This is a genomic window from Microcoleus sp. T3_D1, from assembly GCF_036700405.1.
GTDB lineage: Bacteria > Cyanobacteriota > Cyanobacteriia > Cyanobacteriales > Microcoleaceae > Microcoleus.
This window is the reverse complement of sequence record NZ_JAUBOV010000049.1, coordinates 18,446-36,638: the sequence shown is the minus strand read 5'-3', so window position 1 is coordinate 36,638 and position 18,193 is coordinate 18,446. Positions and strand designations below refer to the sequence as shown.

The 18,193-nt window shown below is 46.6% G+C and carries 16 protein-coding genes; 9 read left to right on the top strand and 7 right to left on the bottom strand.

Annotated features, from left to right (window positions below; all coding sequences use genetic code 11):
* The first annotated feature begins 100 nt into the window (after nucleotides 1-100).
* Nucleotides 101-724, top strand: coding sequence for a TenA family protein (locus QT992_RS21220; RefSeq protein WP_333287755.1), 624 nt, complete (start codon nucleotides 101-103; stop codon nucleotides 722-724).
* Nucleotides 725-761: 37 nt separating this feature from the next.
* Here QT992_RS21220 and QT992_RS21215 read toward each other — a convergent pair whose 3' ends face one another.
* Both QT992_RS21215 and QT992_RS21210 read right to left on the bottom strand, forming a co-directional pair.
* On the bottom strand, nucleotides 762-1,907 hold the full coding sequence (locus tag QT992_RS21215; protein WP_333377657.1) for a mannosyltransferase family protein: 1,146 nt from the start codon (nucleotides 1,905-1,907) through the stop codon (nucleotides 762-764).
* Nucleotides 1,908-2,004: 97 nt separating this feature from the next.
* Nucleotides 2,005-3,297 (bottom strand): pentapeptide repeat-containing protein, encoded by a 1,293-nt coding sequence (locus tag QT992_RS21210; RefSeq protein WP_333314347.1) that lies wholly within the window; start codon nucleotides 3,295-3,297, stop codon nucleotides 2,005-2,007.
* Nucleotides 3,298-3,416: 119 nt separating this feature from the next.
* Here QT992_RS21210 and QT992_RS21205 point away from each other — a divergent pair, with 119 nt between their 5' ends.
* Nucleotides 3,417-3,872: an aspartyl protease gene (locus tag QT992_RS21205; protein ID WP_333314345.1), complete on the top strand. Its 456-nt coding sequence runs from the start codon at nucleotides 3,417-3,419 to the stop codon at nucleotides 3,870-3,872.
* Between the two features lie 411 nt (nucleotides 3,873-4,283).
* Here the strand turns inward: QT992_RS21205 and QT992_RS21200 are convergent, their stop codons facing one another.
* Nucleotides 4,284-4,796 (bottom strand): DUF1648 domain-containing protein, encoded by a 513-nt coding sequence (locus tag QT992_RS21200; RefSeq protein ID WP_333314343.1) that lies wholly within the window; start codon nucleotides 4,794-4,796, stop codon nucleotides 4,284-4,286.
* Nucleotides 4,797-4,897: 101 nt separating this feature from the next.
* Here QT992_RS21200 and def point away from each other — a divergent pair, with 101 nt between their 5' ends.
* From def to QT992_RS21185, 3 genes are all read left to right on the top strand, one after another.
* Nucleotides 4,898-5,458 (top strand): peptide deformylase, encoded by a 561-nt coding sequence (gene def / locus QT992_RS21195; protein WP_333164427.1) that lies wholly within the window; start codon nucleotides 4,898-4,900, stop codon nucleotides 5,456-5,458.
* Nucleotides 5,458-5,658, top strand: coding sequence for a hypothetical protein (locus tag QT992_RS21190; RefSeq protein WP_199292547.1), 201 nt, complete (start codon nucleotides 5,458-5,460; stop codon nucleotides 5,656-5,658). Before def ends, QT992_RS21190 begins: the two co-directional genes overlap by 1 nt.
* A 191-nt stretch (nucleotides 5,659-5,849) precedes the next feature.
* Nucleotides 5,850-7,187 (top strand): PrsW family glutamic-type intramembrane protease, encoded by a 1,338-nt coding sequence (locus tag QT992_RS21185; protein WP_333377654.1) that lies wholly within the window; start codon nucleotides 5,850-5,852, stop codon nucleotides 7,185-7,187.
* A 36-nt stretch (nucleotides 7,188-7,223) separates the two neighbouring features.
* Here the strand turns inward: QT992_RS21185 and QT992_RS33700 are convergent, their stop codons facing one another.
* Entirely contained in the window at nucleotides 7,224-7,331 is a 108-nt protein-coding gene (locus tag QT992_RS33700; RefSeq protein ID WP_333314339.1) for a PEP-CTERM sorting domain-containing protein, read from the bottom strand.
* A 438-nt stretch (nucleotides 7,332-7,769) separates the two neighbouring features.
* Between QT992_RS33700 and QT992_RS21180 the strand changes: the two genes are divergently transcribed.
* Nucleotides 7,770-8,822: a Gfo/Idh/MocA family protein gene (locus QT992_RS21180; RefSeq protein ID WP_015178266.1), complete on the top strand. Its 1,053-nt coding sequence runs from the start codon at nucleotides 7,770-7,772 to the stop codon at nucleotides 8,820-8,822.
* An 895-nt stretch (nucleotides 8,823-9,717) separates the two neighbouring features.
* On the opposite strand, the gene QT992_RS21175 is transcribed toward QT992_RS21180, so the two are convergent.
* From QT992_RS21175 to QT992_RS21165, 3 genes are all read right to left on the bottom strand, one after another.
* The gene (locus QT992_RS21175) at nucleotides 9,718-10,713 is read right to left on the bottom strand and encodes a GDSL-type esterase/lipase family protein (RefSeq protein WP_333337522.1); all 996 of its coding nucleotides are present in this window, start codon (nucleotides 10,711-10,713) and stop codon (nucleotides 9,718-9,720) included.
* A 209-nt stretch (nucleotides 10,714-10,922) separates the two neighbouring features.
* Nucleotides 10,923-11,999 (bottom strand): RNA-guided endonuclease TnpB family protein, encoded by a 1,077-nt coding sequence (locus QT992_RS21170; protein ID WP_333337519.1) that lies wholly within the window; start codon nucleotides 11,997-11,999, stop codon nucleotides 10,923-10,925.
* A 9-nt stretch (nucleotides 12,000-12,008) separates the two neighbouring features.
* Nucleotides 12,009-12,659: an IS607 family transposase gene (locus tag QT992_RS21165; RefSeq protein WP_333337516.1), complete on the bottom strand. Its 651-nt coding sequence runs from the start codon at nucleotides 12,657-12,659 to the stop codon at nucleotides 12,009-12,011.
* A gap of 346 nt (nucleotides 12,660-13,005) precedes the next feature.
* On the opposite strand from QT992_RS21165, the gene btpA reads away from it, so the two are divergent.
* The 3 genes from btpA (at nucleotide 13,006) to QT992_RS21150 (ending at nucleotide 17,872) form a co-directional block, all read left to right on the top strand.
* The gene (gene btpA / locus QT992_RS21160; RefSeq protein ID WP_333057464.1) at nucleotides 13,006-13,893 is read left to right on the top strand and encodes a photosystem I biogenesis protein BtpA; all 888 of its coding nucleotides are present in this window, start codon (nucleotides 13,006-13,008) and stop codon (nucleotides 13,891-13,893) included.
* A gap of 226 nt (nucleotides 13,894-14,119) precedes the next feature.
* The gene (locus QT992_RS21155; RefSeq protein ID WP_333337513.1) at nucleotides 14,120-15,043 is read left to right on the top strand and encodes a vitamin K epoxide reductase family protein; all 924 of its coding nucleotides are present in this window, start codon (nucleotides 14,120-14,122) and stop codon (nucleotides 15,041-15,043) included.
* A gap of 693 nt (nucleotides 15,044-15,736) precedes the next feature.
* Nucleotides 15,737-17,872 (top strand): CHASE2 domain-containing protein, encoded by a 2,136-nt coding sequence (locus QT992_RS21150; protein ID WP_445305328.1) that lies wholly within the window; start codon nucleotides 15,737-15,739, stop codon nucleotides 17,870-17,872.
* Nucleotides 17,873-18,193: the final 321 nt, after the last annotated feature.

Genomic DNA, 18,193 nt, shown 5'->3' with positions numbered 1-18,193 from the left:
AAGATACCATAAGACTGACGCACAGCGAAAACATCTGTTATCATAGATGTTTAGTTCAGACTATAAAAATAACAATCATAACCCATAGATTCAAAATTGCATGACAAATTCCAATTATCTTTGGCAAGCAAATCAAGACTTAAGCGAAGCTTGTCTGCAACATCCCTTTGTCAGAGGCATTGCTGACGGCAGCCTCCCCCAAAATAGTTTTGCATATTACGTTGCACAAGACGCATTTTTTCTGGGAGCCTTCGCTCGCGCTTACAGTATCGCTGCGGCAAAAGCACCCGACTGGGAGGGGTTTGAAATTCTCCACAATCTCGGCAGCGGTGTTTTAGAAGAACTTCGGTTGCATCAAGGATATGCAGACAAATGGGGTGTAAATTTGCAAGAGGCAAAACCGGGAATTGCTACCCGCCGCTACACAGATTTTTTATTAGCGACAGCCTGGGGAAGCGGTGTCGGTTTGACAGTAGCCGCGATGACTCCTTGCTTGCGGTTGTATGCTTTTTTGGGACAGCAGCTAGCTAAACCTAATATACCGGAACACGCCTTTAGCGACTGGATTTCCACCTATAGCAGCCCGGATTTTGAGATTTTAGCAAAACGGCTGGAAAGTTTAGTCGATCGCTACGCAGAAGCTACGCCGGAAGTAGAAGCAACCTATCACTACGCCATGTTGTGCGAAAGAGACTTTTTTCAGGCAGCTTGGGAAATAGAGTAAATTAAGTTTGGGCAAAAGATATTAAGAGCGATCGCCCCTAAGCTACCCACAGCCAACTAGCAAACCTCACGGAAAAGCGCAGCAGAAATATACCAAACAATCCCATCAACCCGTAACCCCAACGAGGTCTAGCCGCCAATAACAAGCCAACACCTATTGACAGCGGCACAATACCGTAAGCGTAGCGCTCTACAGACTGTAAAGCTCCCGAAGTAACCAGCAGGGCCAAAGAGCAAAAACCGAAGCAAAGGATGGTAATGCTCAACCTTTTTCGTAAATACCACAACAAATAGCAACCGCCAAAAACCATCCCAACTTTAGTAGCAGCGTACAAACTGAAACTGAAAAACTCCTTAAATATCTCCAACCAAGTAGGCTGAACCCATGCTTTTTGGATGTGAATAAATGCTAAAGGATCTTCCAAATTAATAGCACAGTATAAAATAAATGAAAAGAACCCGATCGCGCTAGCAAAACCAGCAGCATAAGCGAGGGGAGGTCTTTTTTCCCTCCAAGCTGTCAGCAAAAAAGTAGGTATCAGGGCTACTCCTGGCCCTCTAGTAGCAGTCGTCAAAGCTCCCCAAAAAGCCGCCCAAATATACTCGCCCCTCTCAAAAGCTCGTAAAGCCGATGCTGTCAGGAACAAAAACAATCCTTCTGTATACATGACAGTGCAAAATAGTGAGAACGGACACCAAGCTAACACAGCAGTTGTCCACTTCGCTGCACCAGCATCGTATCGCTCCTCTACCCAAAAGTACACCAGCACTAAGGCAGCCAAAAACGCCAAAGAGTTGATTAATACCCCTGCTGCGTCGGCTCGCATTCCGAGGGTCATCAGCCCCCGAATTAGTAAGGGAAAAAGCGGATAGAAGGCAACGGAGTGCTGCTGCCCGTCATTTGCATAGCTGTAGCCTAAATGAGCGATTTGGGTGTACCATTTACCGTCCCAGTGCGAAAACAGTTCCCAGCCGCTTTTGGGAAGGAAGCCACTGACTAAACCCAGAACCGGCCAATTGTACACTGGTGGCTCCTTGCAGACTAAAGGGGCAATTACCTGCATCCCGATCGCAATTATCGATCGGCTCAGAAACCACATAGCAATTACAAAAATTAACCCGTCCCGGCTTTTGGAGCGCTCCAGGCGCGGAATTACTTCTAGCCCTAAATCAGTATTTGTCATTGCTCAAACAGCGAAAGACTGTAGATTTAAAATTAAAGTATAGTCCGCTGCCGAGCGATCGCCAAATATATACGTAAGTACAGCCGTACTGCTAATTTTAACGTCCGAGTTTATTGGGAATCCCTTCGCAGCCGCCGGGAATAGTCTCTCTAGACTTCGATCCGCACCAAGCGCAGCAGTAATAGCGCTGATCCTCCGACAGCCGCTTGACACCGGTGAAATCAGCGCGTTCAACTACAGCGCCGGTATGTTCGCCCGTTTGATAGTTGGGAAATTCGGTACGGCTGCGGGGAGATGCAGTTTGTGCCGAGCCGTAGAATAGTGCGGCGGCTCTCATGTCGGCGCGAGCGAGATTGGCGTCGTACAATACAGCGCGCGAGAGGTTGGCTTTCACTAAATCGCACTTGCTGAGATTGGCGCGGACGAGGTTGGCTTCGCTCAAATCCGTCCACCGCAAATCAGTGCCAGCCAGGTCAGCACCCGCTAACATGACATTGAGATCGATAACGCGGATACCGTGATCTCTATCTTCAGCGTAGCCGCCGTCGCCGTCAAGGATGGGGCGGCCTAAAAGCCGATCGCGCTTCAGCGGAGTAACCAATCTCGACTGCGACAAAAACCGCAGAATTTTAGCTTTACCTTCAGCATCTACACTGCTCATAATCGCAGCGGTGCGGCCTTCTGCGATCGCCCTTTCCTGCGGCCAGTCTTCCAAAAACCCTTGTTCGTCAAGGGCTAAGTCCGAAACCCCTTGAAAATAAGCATCGATCGTTTGCTGCTGCGTAATTCGATTTTGCTGAATCGTCAAATCTTTCGAGATCACGTACTGCCGCCAAGCCACGTAAACGCCCAAAATAGCGATCAAAATTTGGCCCAAAGCGCCGATCAGCTCGCCGAGAGCGCCGATGGCGTCCCAGTTGATTTGGATGTTGCGGCTTCCCGGTTCAGTATTACTACCGCTAAGCATCAGCAAGCCCACAATCCCAGCTAAAAGCCCGAAGCAGGCGACGATCAGAGTGCGCCAAGTCGGCGGAATTACCTGCGCCCAGATTTTGCCCCAACTCGGCCACATCAGCCGCAGCGATATGCCGATCGCACCGACAGCGCCCATTAAGCCCAGCCAAATGTTGTCATTGGCGAGCCCAAAAATCATCGCTGCGATCAACCCCAGCGTCAGCACCGATCCCGACTTCTCAGTAGTCGTTTGTTCCGGCTGCTGCGGCAAAAACACCTTGCGAGTTGGAGGCGGCGGCACCGGTTTTTCGGGTTCAGCAGTAGCGACGATTGTCCCTGATTCTGGTGGCACAGTAGGGTTCGCACCGTTCTGACTTTCTACAGTCACGTTAGACTCAGGGCGATTGGGTTGAGAAGAGTTGTTTTCTGGTGTCATGCGTTGAGGCAAATTCTAATTTTAGCCGGTCACTAAAACGATTTTAACTAACCTAGCAGTATTCTAGATAATATTACAATATAAATCTCCACTAATTACCCTCAAAGAGGTAACATACTATGGCCCTGGTACTTCCCAATCTGCAAGCAAAACAAAGGGGTCAAGTTCTTACAACAATCGCCGTCACGAATCGCATCGATCTAGTTATGGCTGAACGGGGATTTATTTCTGCGGAGGAAGTTCGATCTGTTACCCTCGATAACGTTGTTGTCGATACCGGAGCAACTCTGCTTTCCTTGCCAACTCCCCTTATTAGCCAACTAGGTTTAAGACAAGTAGGAGAAAGAGATGTAGAAACATCGGCTGGCATCACAAAAAGTCGAATTTTGGCAGGCGCTCAAATTATTGTAGAGGGGAGAGAAGGCAGATTTGATGGTTTAGAATTGCCCGAAGGCGTTTCTGCTGTTTTGTTGGGCGTGATTCCAATGGAAGAATTAGGATTAGAACCAGATTTGAAAAATCAACGGCTGCGAGTATTGCCGATGAACAATCAGCAAACATATTTGATGGGTTAGTCGATCGGCGTTTACCGTAGCACAAACCTCTGGCCTGTGATTCCTATTATGTCCCGTCAATCGATTTTAGATTTTAGATTTTAGATTTTAGATTTTAGAATTGAAGCATTGACTTGCGCGAGATAAATACGTTCGGCAAGTTTCATCGGCTACAGGTTTTTTATTTCTGGGTACTGAGTCTGCGAAGGAATGAATCCGGGGGCTTATATCCTGGATATTTTCGGTCAATTAGCCGCCCTCAAAAATGTTTGTAATGAGGAATTTAGTCCTCAAAGTTATATGACGACTTTAGTCCTGACTACAAACTAATTTTATTTCGTTGGTAGTGAGGACATAATATCATGGGGTCTTAATTTTTATTAATACAAAGAAACTGGGTCTTTGGGTAGAGGTAAGTTTTGGGCGCTACATCTAGCGAGCCAAATAAGCCTTGAGCAAATACACGCCAACCGTCCCAAACATCAAAACAACTAACCCTAAAAGTAACTCCATACTCAACCTTTGAGCATTGCCCAAAGCGACAAGAATTTGCTGCCGCACCACAAACGCCAACAGCCAGCAAATCTCCGCCTTCAGCCAAACCAAAAGGCCTCGCCCCAACAGATATTGCCGGCGAGCGTTCTCAGAAGTAATCCGTACCGGATAATTAAAAGTATGCGGATAGCGCGATATCGCAGTTAAAACCGCAAAAATAATGGCAGCCACCGCCGGCCCGATCCAAATCGTCACCTTGTCGCCCCAACCATCAGCCAGCCCCCCCAAGCCGAAATGAATCGGAATTCGATCGGGCAAAACGGCCCAAAACTTGACGATGAGCAAAACAGCCAGCAAAATCGCGATCGCCGCTAAAAGCTCTACCGCCAGTAAAACGGGCGAAAGCCCCAGAGAAATAACCGGCCGTTGGTTTGGTGCGTTTCCAGTCATGGCTACTGAAAATTAGATTAATATTGACAATAATAGTATTGGTTCCAATTCCATTCCCCAACAGCTTTCGTTGGGGGTTTCCAAACATCCCGCGAGGTTCTATGACGGCTCAGGTCTTGATTGAAAAGAAAAAGTTAGAAAAACCGCCCCTAACAATACACACATTAGGCGATCGCGTCCTGCGGCAGCCAGCCAAGCGCGTCAAAAGCGTCGATGCAGAAATTCGGCAGCTAGTCCGAGAAATGCTGCAAACCATGTACAGTGCGGATGGCATCGGTTTGGCAGCCCCCCAAGTCGGAGTCAACAAACAAGTAATCGTCCTCGACTGCGACCCGGAAAACCCCGCCACACCCCCAATGGTTTTGATCAACCCCACCATCAAAAGTAGCAGCAGCGATATCTGCATCTTGCAAGAAGGGTGTTTGAGCATTCCGGGAGTTTATTTAGAAGTCAAACGCCCAGAAGTCATTGAAGTCTCCTACCGCGACGAATACGGCCGCCCACAAACCCTGATAGCAACAGACTTACTGTCGAGGGCAATTCAGCACGAAATGGATCACCTCAACGGAGTGCTGTTTGTAGACAGAGTAGAAAACAAGCTCGCACTGAATGAAGCATTAGTCAAGCAGAAATTTTCGCCAAAGGCAGTAAAATCAGTATGATGGCAGGAACTCCGAAAAGTGGTTTACTATTAGCTCTTTCGTGCATCACTGCGATCGCGGCAGTCGGCTCCATCTTTGAGCTGTCATCCGGAGAAGCTCAACTTGGCAATTTAGTCACGGGCATCATCCTCGCCCTGAGCGTACCGCTAACTGGCATATTTTTCTATGCTGCCGTTCAGGATGCCAGGGCCAATCTATAAGCAGAGTTATTAGTCATTAGTCATTAGTAATTAGTAATTAGTAATTAGTAATTAGTAATTAGTAATTAGTAATTAGTCAGCAGCTAACAACCAATAACTGTGGAATAAAGACTGCTCAAAAATAACATCAGCTAACAGCTCGCGAGCTCATGACCAATGACTAATGACTGATGACTAATGACTCATAACTCATGACTAATGAAATCGGATTTCTGCGACAAGTGCCAGCCAAAGACGCTGTGGGAACCCCAGCATCCAAATACCAACTTTCTGAAGATGGGGAATTGGTCATCGGACGCGATCGCAATTGTCAAATAACCTTAGAGTCGATCGCCCACGGCATGGTTTCCCGTCGCCACGCCATGATCCGTCCCCTAACTCAGGGTACTTTGACGAGATGGGAAATTTGCGACCTCAACAGCGCTAACGGAACTTATATCAACGGAAAAAAGCTCTCTGGCTGCCAAACTTTAGAAACAGGCGATCGCATCAGTCTCGGCCTTGACGGCCCTGAATTTATATTTGAATCTCCCGTAACCCCTTACCAAAATCAACCCGGATTAAGAGCACCACAAACGGGCAATTTTGCTGGTATCGAAAAAGACGCTCTCACTTTAACTCAATTATTCCCGATCGCCTCCACTGGCAAACAATTAAGCCAAAAAGCTTACTTATATCCAGGTATCGCCACAGTTATTGTTGTCGTGTCGATGTTTGTCGCGGTTGGAAATTCTGCAGCATTCAACTTGCTGCTGTCAGCTTACCTCGCCGGTGCGGCTTACTACTTTATCTATCAACTGTGCGGCAAACACAAGCCTTGGTGGGTATTGCTTGGTTCGGCTTTAGCTACAGTCCTGATTCTGAGCAGCCCCTTATTAATTGGATTTATATTCGTATTTAGAGAAGTTTTGCCCGGCCGCCTGCCAATCGAAGGCGAAACAATCAGTTTTTTGCCTTTTTTGACCAGAATGTTTTTCGGGGCGGGTCTGATGGAAGAATTGCTGAAAGCCGTGCCCGTTTTGGGAGCCATGTTGCTGGGAAATTGGCTGAAAAATCCGTGGCGCGATCGAATCGGCGTTTGGGAACCTTTAGACGGAATTCTGTTAGGAAGTGCCTCGGCAGTCGGCTTTACACTGTTAGAAACTCTGGGGCAGTACGTTCCCAATGTCATCCAAAATGTCACCCTGCAAGCAGGGCCCGACGCCGGACAATTAGTAGGATTGCAGTTGCTAATTCCCCGCATTTTGGGTTCCGCCGCCGGACACATGGCTTACAGTGGCTATTTGGGATATTTTATCGGTTTGAGTGCCCTCAAACCCAGGAAGCGCTGGCAAATTTTGGGCGTAGGTTATTTCAGCGCTTCCGCACTTCACGCTTTGTGGAATGCGTCGGGAGCCGCCAGCGTACTTTTGCTGGCGTTGGTGGGAGTTTTGTCCTATGCGTTTTTGGTAGCTGCGATTTTGAAAGCCAGAGCTCTGTCTCCGAATCGAGAGCAAAATTTTGCAACTCGAATATTTTATGAAAAGTGACTGCTGAGTGCTTAATTGTTGAGGTGCGATCGCGCTTCAAACTGCCATTTTTTTCTTGTGTTTTAACCAGGTTAAACCTGCCAATGCTAAAGCTGTGCCCCCAACGGCGATCGGTTCGGGAACTGGTTCGGCTGCGGTATCCACTAGAGTGTAAATTTTTTTGAAGTCAAAGATTGCCGAATGTAAATAACCGAACTAATACGGATGCGTCCTCTGTTGTATTTGTATAATTTATGACTTTCACTATTACTTTTGAACAGAAACCCGAAAAATGTTTGAGCGTAACCGCCAAATATTCCGACGGGTTTGTGTTGTTGGGATGCTGCAGGCGATCGTCCCGCTCTGTATACACACTTAATAAATTTTGTCAATACGCAATTTACCGACCTTTTGTCCCAGTATTCTGCCCTTGTGTATGATTCGCTTCTGCTTAATTCCCGGATGCGATAATCGCAACTGAACTTAGAAATTCTTCACAAATAGTTTGACTGTGGTACTATCTGGATGGCTGTGAGTAGCTGAGGGAAGCCAAGGGGCTTGATTCCTGTGGTGGTGGAGGAGAATCCAGGAGTGCTAGATAGGATGTCATTGGGATACGCAAACGTTTTCGCCCAGCGAAGTCAACCTGAACCCCTCCGCATTGGGGTGATTGGGGTTGGCAATATGGGCCAGCATCACACGCGAGTTCTGAGCTTGCTAAAAGATATCGAACTCGTGGGTGTTGCAGACATAAATGTAGAGCGGGGAATAGATGTAGCAAGCAAATACCGGGTTCGCTTCTTTGAAGACTACCGAGATTTGCTCGCCCACGTAGATGCAGTTTGCGTCGCCGTTCCAACTCGCCTGCATCACCCTGTGGGGATGTCTTGTCTCCAAGCGGGTGTTCACGTTTTAATTGAAAAGCCGATCGCGGCTAGCATTGCCGAAGCCGAATCTTTGGTCAACGCGGCTGCTGAGGCCCACCGGATTTTACAAGTGGGTCACATCGAGCGCTTCAATCCAGCTTTTCAGGAACTCGGCAAAGTGCTGAAAACTGAAGAGTTACTGGCATTGGAAGCTCACCGGATGAGTCCCTATTCCCAGCGGGCTAACGACGTATCGGTAGTTTTGGATTTAATGATCCACGACATCGACTTGCTCCTGGAATTGGCAGATTCCCAAGTGGTGAAGCTGACGGCCAGCGGCAGCAGGGCCTCAGATTCAGGTTATTTAGACTACGTGACAGCGACGTTGAACTTTGCTAACGGCATTGTGGCCACCCTGACTGCCAGTAAGGTGACGCACCGCAAACTCCGTTCAATCGTGGCTCACTGCAAGAATTCTCTGACAGAGGCAGATTTTCTCAACAACGAAATCTTGATTCACCGGCAAACAACCGCCAATTACGTGACGGATTACGGTCAGGTGCTTTACCGTCAAGATGGGTTGATCGAGAAAGTTTACACCAGCAATATTGAACCGCTCCACGCAGAATTGGAGCATTTTATTAATTGCGTGCGGGGTGGAAATCAGCCTTCTGTGGGAGGAGAACAAGCTCTCAAAGCTCTGCGGCTTGCGAGTTCGATCGAGCAAATGGCTCTCGACGGTCAAGCTTGGTATCCGAAAGAGCTAGAGTCTACTTTGCAAGTTAGCTAAATCGAGACAAATCTTGTCGTTTCCGGGTGCTTTTACAGTTTGGGTTTGTTGTTTGTTGAAGAGAATAACTGTTCCCATGCAACCGGATTCGATGTCAGCCGATTTGACATTTGAGACGGGGGCGCGAGCATTTCGGCGAGCGCGAGCATCGAGCCGCGCTCACTCGATTCGCGCGAGCGTCGAAGGATTTTAGACTTTAGATTGACTCTGCAGATGAATCTGGGGGCTTGAACTAAGGTTTAAATTTTTTTGCTCTCCACAACAGGAGTCGGGGGCAATTGTCCGTCTTGAGGTGAGGTTGATTAACAGTAAGACTTTTTCTGACATTTGCTAACAATCACTTACATTTGCCTTCTTGTCTTCATGTCATATAGAATGAATTTAGCCACTCAGATGTAGGTGAAAAACCTTGGTAGTACGCAACCGCTATATAAATAAGTTGCCTCTACATTATCAAAGCAAATAATCAGATTGGCTAAGAGCTGTAAGCGATAACCAAGCTGAAGGCAAGAATATAAGTGCTTGTAGAAATTTCTACGGGCATCGGTTGATACGCCTTTGTTGAGATATGATCTCAACTTATGTATTTGTTAGCAAATGTTAGCAAAAAAGTATCGGTTAGGATTTATCAGAAAATTGGGTTGAAAACCCTGTCCTTGTAGGACGGCTTTTTTCCATTGTTAAGTAAAATAACAAATCCATCTTAACAAATGAAGATGGTAGAATAACCAAATCAGACAAGATGTAAAAACCTACCCCCGGACTGGGGGAAAGTCTACGCCCAAAACATTTTTGAGGAGATATGACTACGCACTCTTTTTTGCCCAGAGTAGTCAGCCTGGGAACCCTAGCTATAGGGATATTAAGACGGAAATGTCTTAAGAATCCCCGTGCCTTAAGGCCGGAGAGTGTCAAGCCAAAAAAGAGCGACTATTTGACGACTGATGGTTTTGCTAACTAGCTGATTTCCTTGAGGACTCAGGTGAATGCTGTCTCGATACAAAGTTGGAAATTCGGCCGCACAATTGAAAATGGGAAGAAAATCTATGTAAGTAATTTTCTCTGTTTCTACGAGTTCGGCGAGACGCGCTCTAGCCTTGACTTCCCAGTCGCGAGGGCCCGGGCCGCCGAGTTCGCCCCGCTTGGGCGTGACGGCTAGCAAAAACTCGATGTTGGCGGATACAGCTATTTTCTGGATTTGGCTAATAGCCTCTAAGTTGCAGCCTACTACATCGCCGCTTGTGGCTCCGGGTGCGGCCAATTGAGGAGTCGGCACTGCAGGTAGCAGGTAGCGGCTCAATAACTCTAACGTAGCCGATCGGGGTTTGCGATCCGGGTAAGATCGATCGCGTCCCACAACCAGATCACAGGGAGCCGATGCAAACAAATCGTCCGTATTGAGCAGCAAAACCAAAGCCTTTGCCCCAAAAACACCGAACCGCTTGGCGTAAGCAAGTTGATTCCTCGGCCCCCAAGAATTGGCTGAGGCGTTGAGAACTTCAAAATTTAAATAGTTGACTTGTGAACATAATTGTGCATCGCTCGCCAGATTCTGTACTTGCAGTCTCAAATTCCGAGCCATAATTTCCGAGATCGTATCTGTCTGATGTGTCCACCAACCGCCGTTGGCGACAGAATCTCCCAACAGCAAGACGCGCAGAGTTTCTGGAGGGGCGATCGGGGCGATCGCTCCGCTACGCATCGAATACTCGTTAATCTCAATCCGGTTGCCCAAGCGGCGCACCTTCTGGTTGGGCGCCAACAAATAGCCGCACTCGGCATCGGCAATATAAATCAAGGGATTACCAAAACCCAGCAGCACCCGCAGCAGCACTTCGATTGCCGCCCCCAATGCTGCGGTGACAGCCAAAATTATGAGAACAACTTCCACCAGTCAACCTCGATAGAGAAGGAAAAACCCCTGCCGACACCAAGGTATAAAAAAGAATGCAACTGCAGTCAAGCTTTCAACCCCGATTGTAGTCAGTCGATTTGAGATTAAAGATTAAAGCATTGACTGCCATACAAAGACTAGACAAGTCTAGACATTTGTTTCTTACTTCATCGGGAGCATGGGAGCGGTTATCCCTCGGTAAGCTTTCACGATGAGGCCAAACGCGATAAATTTACTGCGGCGTTCAAATCCCTGTCCATCGAATGCCCGCAACTTCCGCAGTTATAAATTCTTTCTTTGAGCGGCATATCTTGGACGTGTCCGCAATTTGAACAGGTCTTGCTTGACGGAAACCAGCGACTAGCGATGATTATTTCACAACCAAACTTTTTCGCTTTATACTCCAACTGACGCTTGAATTCGTAAAACCCACAGTCAGCTATAACTTGAGCGAGTTTGTGGTTAGACAGCAAGCCAGAAACATTTAAATCTTCTACTACTATCGTTGCGTGGTTTTTGCATAAATAAGTAGTGATTTGATGAAGAGTGTTTTTTCTGAGATTTGCTATCTTAGCGTGATGTTTTGCGAGTTGAATTTTGGCTTGATACCTATTATTAGAACCTTTGGTCTTTCTGGATAGCTGCTTTGACAGCCTACGCAGCTTACTGAGATGGGTTTTATAGTGCTTTGGATTGGGGAATACTACGCCAGTTGAAAGTGTTGCTAATTCCTTAATCCCTAAATCAACTCCCACGACACCGTGTTGCTTCACAGTCGGTTCGTGTTCCTGTTCGTAAGCAAAAGCGATAAACCAACTGTCAGCAGTGCGCGAGATAGTGATTGATTTGCAGGTTGTGTGGGGCAATCCTTCATAAGTTTTTACCCAGCCGATTGTTGGCAGCTTTATAGATGTACCGCCCACGGCTATAGGCTTTCCACTCGCATCAATAGTGAAAGAATCGTGATGTCCCTTCTTCTTGAATTTGGGATAACCACCTTTTTTTGAGAAGAATCTCAAAAAGGAATCTCCTAGATTGTCGAAGGCATATTGGGTAATCTTTTGGCAAATGCCTGCCTCTTTAATCCATTCAAACTCAGGTTTTACGTGGTTGTTAAAGAATTTCTTGAGGAGGTATTTGTTGGGCTTCAGTCCATCTCGATAAAGGTCGCCCCAAGTCGCTAAGCCCCAATTGTAAGTAAACCTCGCTATTCCAGCGTGTTTGCTCATTATTGTTGCTTGACTTTTGCTGAGTTTTAACTTTGTCTTGATGGACAAAAGCATTGTTCGACCTCAACACTGTATTTCTTTGTTGCCTGAGTTTGACACATCTTGTGCAGGCTTGTCAATAGCCTTTTTTAAGTTATCTTTAATTTCTTTGGAGTAGTTTCGTAATCCGTACAGGCGACAGGAGAAGCAGTGAATTATGGCCATTAAATCTTCCACTAATTCCTGCTGCGGAGACAGTGACTCCTGATTAGCGACTACAATCTCACATCCAACTGATGCAGCAAGTTCCTGAACAAACTCAAAAGCGAAGCGACACATTCTATCCTTGTGTGCGATTACTATGGTTGATATTTCGCCTTTAAGCATTGACAGCATAATAGCTAGAAACTTTTTTCGTCTAAAGTTTAGTCCGCCGCCGATTTCTGATACCCAGTCATCGACGACCAACCCTCTACCCAGACAGAAAGCTTCCATTGCCAGCATTTGATTTTTTAGTTCGGGCTTTTGTCCGCCAGAAGAAACTCGACAGTAGACGATGACCTTCCTGTTAGCTTCTATGGGTCTGAGTCCGCTGGCTATTAGAAAATCGTCTTCTGTGTAGAATCGATGGCCTGACAAGGTGCGCTTGGCTGGTAGTTTCCCTGTTGCGTCCCAACGCTGGAGGGTTTTCACTGAAAGTCCAAGCTTTCTTGCAAATTCGTGGGGCTTAAACATAGTAGACTTGTCGTAGTTTGTCTACAAGTGTACCACCTTGTTTATTTAATTACTAGCTAGGGTCAAGCTCCACAGATGAATCTGGGAAATATCCCTAAAATCTAAACTTTTTTGCTTTCCAGGACTCCTGTCTACAAGCAAGTATCCGTCTTTGAGTGAGGTGAGGTCGCCTTTGTAAAATCTAAAATCTAAAATCTAAAATCTAAACTGTTATGGCTGCGGGCTTTGAGCAACTTGGCGACCCGATTAAGTCAACCGAATCGCCCCCGTCGATATAGAATTCTAGAATATACCGTGACTCATCCGCCGTCAGCAGTCAGTGAACTTGGTGGTTTCAGGAAAATCCGTGGACTTAAAACAAATATTCAAAACGCCGAATCCCATAATCGGTGTCGTACATTTACAGCCTTTGCCAACTTCTCCCCGCTGGGGCGGAAACCTCAAAGCTATTATCGGAAGAGCCGAGCAAGAGGCTACAGCGCTGGCTTCTGGTGGCGCAAACGGTATCATTGTCGAGAACTTTTTCGACGCTCCTTTTGCCAAAGACAGCGTAGATCCGGCTGTGGTAAGTGCCATGACGCTCGTAGTTGAGAGGCTAACAAATCTCGTGACGCTGCCGATCGGCGTTAACGTGCTGCGAAACGACGCCCACAGCGCGATCGCCATCGCCTCCTGCACAGGAGCTCAATTCATCCGCGTCAACGTCCTCAACGGCATCATGGCTACAGACCAAGGCTTAATTGAAGGCCAAGCTCACCAGCTACTGCGCTACCGCCGGGAATTGGGCAGCGATGTCAAAATATTAGCAGACGTGTTAGTCAAGCACGGGCGACCCCTAGGCAGCCCCAACTTGACCACAGCCGTCCAAGAGACGATCGGGCGAGCTTTAGCCGACGCCGTAATCCTTTCCGGCTGGACAACTGGTAGCCCTCCCAATCTCGAAGACTTAGAACTCGCGAGTGCAGCAGCAGCGGGAATTCCAGTTTTCATCGGCAGCGGCGCCTCGTGGGAAAACATTTCCACCCTCATGCAGGCCGCTGACGGCGTAATCGTATCGAGTTCCCTGAAGCGAAACGGCCGCATCGAGCAGCCCATCGATCCGATCCGCGTCAGTCAGTTTGTAGAAGCCGCCCGCCGCAGCTTGTCACAGAAAGAGCCCGAACAGGAAAATAGAGATGCTAATGGCTCAAGAGGGCCAACACCGGAACCGGGCAAAGTCACAAGTAAAACGTAAAATAGGAATTGTTGGCAGTAGTCAGTTGGCAGTAGTCAGTTGGCAGTAGTCAGTTGGCAGTAGTCAGTAGTCATCAGTTATCAGTTATCAGTCATTAGTTAACAATTAACAGTCAACAGTCAACAGTCAACAGTCAACAGTCATTAGTCAACAGTCATTAGTCAACAGTCAACAGTCAACAGTCAACAGTCAACAATTCCCAATTCCCAAATTACCAAATCAAAAAATGATTCGCCGACGTTCAACCCCTTGGATTCATCGCTGGTCTAGGACTGTGATGGCAGCGATCGCAGCCATAGGCGTCGTAGAAACGGCCTATCTCACGATCGCTAAATTCACGAATGGCTCGGTCATTTGTCCCACCAGCGGCTGCGATAAAGTTCTCAACAGTCCCTACGCTACAGTCTTTGGCACCGTGCCTTTAAGTTTGTTAGGCTGTCTCGCTTACCTGAGCATAGCAATCCTGGCATTGGCTCCCAAAGCTGTAAATCCCGCCACCAATAAAGGACTGCACTCTCAACTAGAAAAAAACACTTGGCAAGCGCTATTTATCATCACCGCTGCGATGGTAATTTTCAGCAGCTATTTGATGTATTTGATGGCTTTTGAAATTCAGGACCTGTGCATTTACTGCGTCACTTCTGCCTTATTTGCGCTGTCGCTGTTTGTGCTGGTGCTAGTCGGGCGCGAGTGGGAAGATATCGGACAGTTGGTGTTTACAGGCATTTTGGTGGCAATGGTGAGTTCGATCGGCGCCTTGGGACTTTATAACAGCGTCAAGTCACCTCCTCCTATTGTCTCTACCCCCGGAATTGCACCCCCTGCTGTCACTACCACCTCCGGCCCGGCACAAATTGCTTTGGCCCGCCACCTCCGACAAATCGGCGCTAAAGAGTACGGCGCTTACTGGTGTCCCCACTGCCACGACCAAAAAATGCTGTTCGGCAAAGAAGCAGCCAAAATAATTGATTATTTTGAATGCGATCCCAGGGGGCAAAATTCCCGCGCCCAAATTTGCCAAGCTGCTGCGGCGAATGTTAAAGGTTTCCCGACTTGGGAGATTAATGGTCAGTTTTATGCAGGGACACAATCTTTGGATAAACTCGCTGATTTATCGGGTTACACGGGCTCCCGCAACTTTCAAAACTAACAGGAAAGTGGGGGATTATAGATGACAGATTTTAGATTGATGGGCAGGAAATATCCTGGTTTTTAACTTAGTTTAGCGTGGGTTCGTGCTGCGAAATCAATCTAAAATCTTGCATTTATTATATCAATAAAAAAATAGTAAAAATTAGTTAAGCTGTCACGCATTTAAATTGCATATTCAGGGCGGGCTCTTAGGCCCAACCCCTACTCCCCACAAGACTTAGATTATTTTTTGACATTCAATTTAAATGCACAACAGCTTAGAACGAAAAAGTTTAAAACAAGTTGTGGGTTTTTAGTATTTAGATCGGCGAATAACTACTAAAACTTTTACAGAAAAATGCAATAAACCGGGTTTCTGCTTCCAGAATGATTGTTGAAATGACATATTTTGGTTGCGAAACCCGGTTTCTGCTGTTGCAGCCCGATCGCACCGAAAAACCAAAAAATTCGATAATCTAAAATCTAAAATCTAAAATCGACTCGCCCGCACCGAAAAACCAAAAAATTAGATAATCTAAAATCTAAAATCGATTCGCCCCCACCGAAAAACCAAAAAATTAGATAATCTAAAATCTAAAATCGACTCGCCCCCACCCAAAAACCAAAAAATTGGATAATCTAAAATCTAAAATCTAAAATCTAAAATCGACTCGCCCCGAAGATGTAAAACCTATAGGTAGTAGTAGTTTAGATGCTCAAAGGGCGAGGCCCAAATCCCCAAAATATGCTAAAAACTATCAAAAAATGGGTCGATCGAGAACGCCGAGTATTGATTACTGCGAGTGCGGTTGCTAGTACGGTGATTGTAATGCGCTGGTTCGGATTTTTGCAGGTGTGGGAATGGGCTGCTTTCGACCACTTTGTGCGCTGGCGGCCGGCCGAACCCATTGACTCGCGCATCGTCATTGTAGAAATTAAGGAAGCTGACTTGCAAAAATACGGCTACCCAATTTCGGATGCTGCCTTGGCCCAATTGCTGCAAAAATTGCACGCTGGCAAGCCGCGGGCGATCGGCCTCGACATTTACCGAGATTTGCCAACTCAACCGGGTAACGCCGAATTGCTCAAAACTTTTAAAACTATTCCCAACTTAATCGGCATTGAGTTGATGGCAGACGAAACTAGGTTAGGAGTTCGCCCGCCTCCGGTACTTGACAAGCTCGATCGAATCGGTTTCAACAACGTTGTCATCGACGCTGACTCAAAAGTGCGGCGAACTTTGCTCTACGCTTGGCCCGGAGACGGCAAAACTCATCAAAGTTTCGCACTCAGACTGGCTTTGCTTTACCTCAAAAGCGAAGGGATTTCCCCTCAACGAGCCAGAGTCAATCCTAAATACTTGCAGTTAGGCAAGGGGGTTTTTCGGCCTTTTCAACCGAATGATGGTGCTTACGTTCGATCGGACAGCCGTGGCTATCAAATTTTGACCAACCTGCGCGGCCCGCGAGGCAGTTTTCGCACTGCATCGATGGGCGATGTGCTTTCTGGCAAAGTACCTGCTGATTTTGTACGATCGCGCGTTGTCTTGATCGGCTCAAATGCCCCCAGCCTCAAAGACTTTTACCAAAATTCTTACAGTTCCGGTTGGTTTAGTCCTCCCCAGCAAATACCGGGAGTCGAGCTTCAGGCTCATTTCTTGAGCCAAATTTTGAGTGCAGCCCTCGACGGGCGCGGCGGTATCAATGTCTGGCCAGAGGCTGCGGAGTTGCTGTGGATTTTACTGTGGTCTTGGGCGGGTGCAAATGTGAGTTGGAATTTGCGATCGCTTGGTCGATCGGCTTATTGTTTATTAAGTATCTGTATAGGTCTGAGTGCCAGTTTATACTTAGCATTCTTAGCAGGTTGGTGGCTACCGTTAATTCCTCCAATCCTCAGTCTTGTGGGTTCTGGTGCTGCTGTTGTGGGTTATCTGGCTCACTTGCAAGAAGAATTAAAACGGTCTAAAGAATTTTTACAATCGCTAATCGATACAATTCCCGACCCCATTTTTGTCAAAGATCGAAATCACCGCTGCGTAGTTTTGAATCAGGCATATTGTCGGTTTATTGGCTATCCTTTAGAAATTTTAAATTGCCGAACCGATTACGATTTATTTCCCCAAGCCGAAGCCGAGATATTTTGGCAGCAAAACGAATTAGTATTTCAAACTCACCAGCCGCGAGAAAATGAAGAATATTTTACTGACGCTAACGGAATTACGCATCTGATTGCGACTAAAAGATCCCTGCATAAAGATGCTGCCGGCAACCTATTTTTAGTCGGAGCAATCAGAGATATTACCGAGCGCCAACTTCGGCAAAATGCCCTCGAACAAAAAAATGCTGATCTCAGCCACCAAGCTTATCACGATGCTCTTACCGGTTTGCCCAACCGCCCAATGTTCTACGAATGCTTGCATTCCTCTCTAGAAATAGCCTCCAGCAATCAGGAATTGGTAGCTTTACTGTTTTTAGATTTAGATGGATTTAAATCAATCAACGACACTCTCGGACACAATGTGGGCGATTTACTCTTAAAAACAGTTGCCAGTCGGCTCAAAAAATGCTTGCGGGGCAGCGATACCATCTCGCGGTTGGGCGGCGACGAGTTCACAGTCATTCTGCCCGCAGTTCCCGGCCGCGACGAAGCTGCGAAAGTAGCTGAAAAAATTTGCGACGCCATCATGCAGCCTTTTATTTTAGAAGAACATACAGTTTCTGTAACTACAAGTATTGGCATTAGTTTATATCCCATTGACGGTCAAGAGCCAGATATTTTAGTTAAGAATGCCGATGTTGCGATGTATCGTGCTAAGGAACGCGGGAAAAATCAATATCACTTTTATTAATTAAGATTAGTTAAAAACATAATACAACTGTAGGTAAAGTCCCCACCCCTATCTGGATAAGTCATTTATAATTTTTCAATTTTTTTATCTAAAATCTCAATAGTTCGGACAAAATTTGAGCCATTTTTAGACCTCAAACCTTAATGGGGCTGTGAGGGAGATATTATTTCAGGCGTCCCCTGTGCAGCTAACTTAAAAAACTAGCTCGCTCCTTAAACTGTAAGCCCTCTAAGCTTTTTGAAACCGTTCAAAAAAATGTCCAAAGTAGTGAAATCTAAAATCACATAATTTTAAAGCATCTCATCTGTCATCTGTCATTAG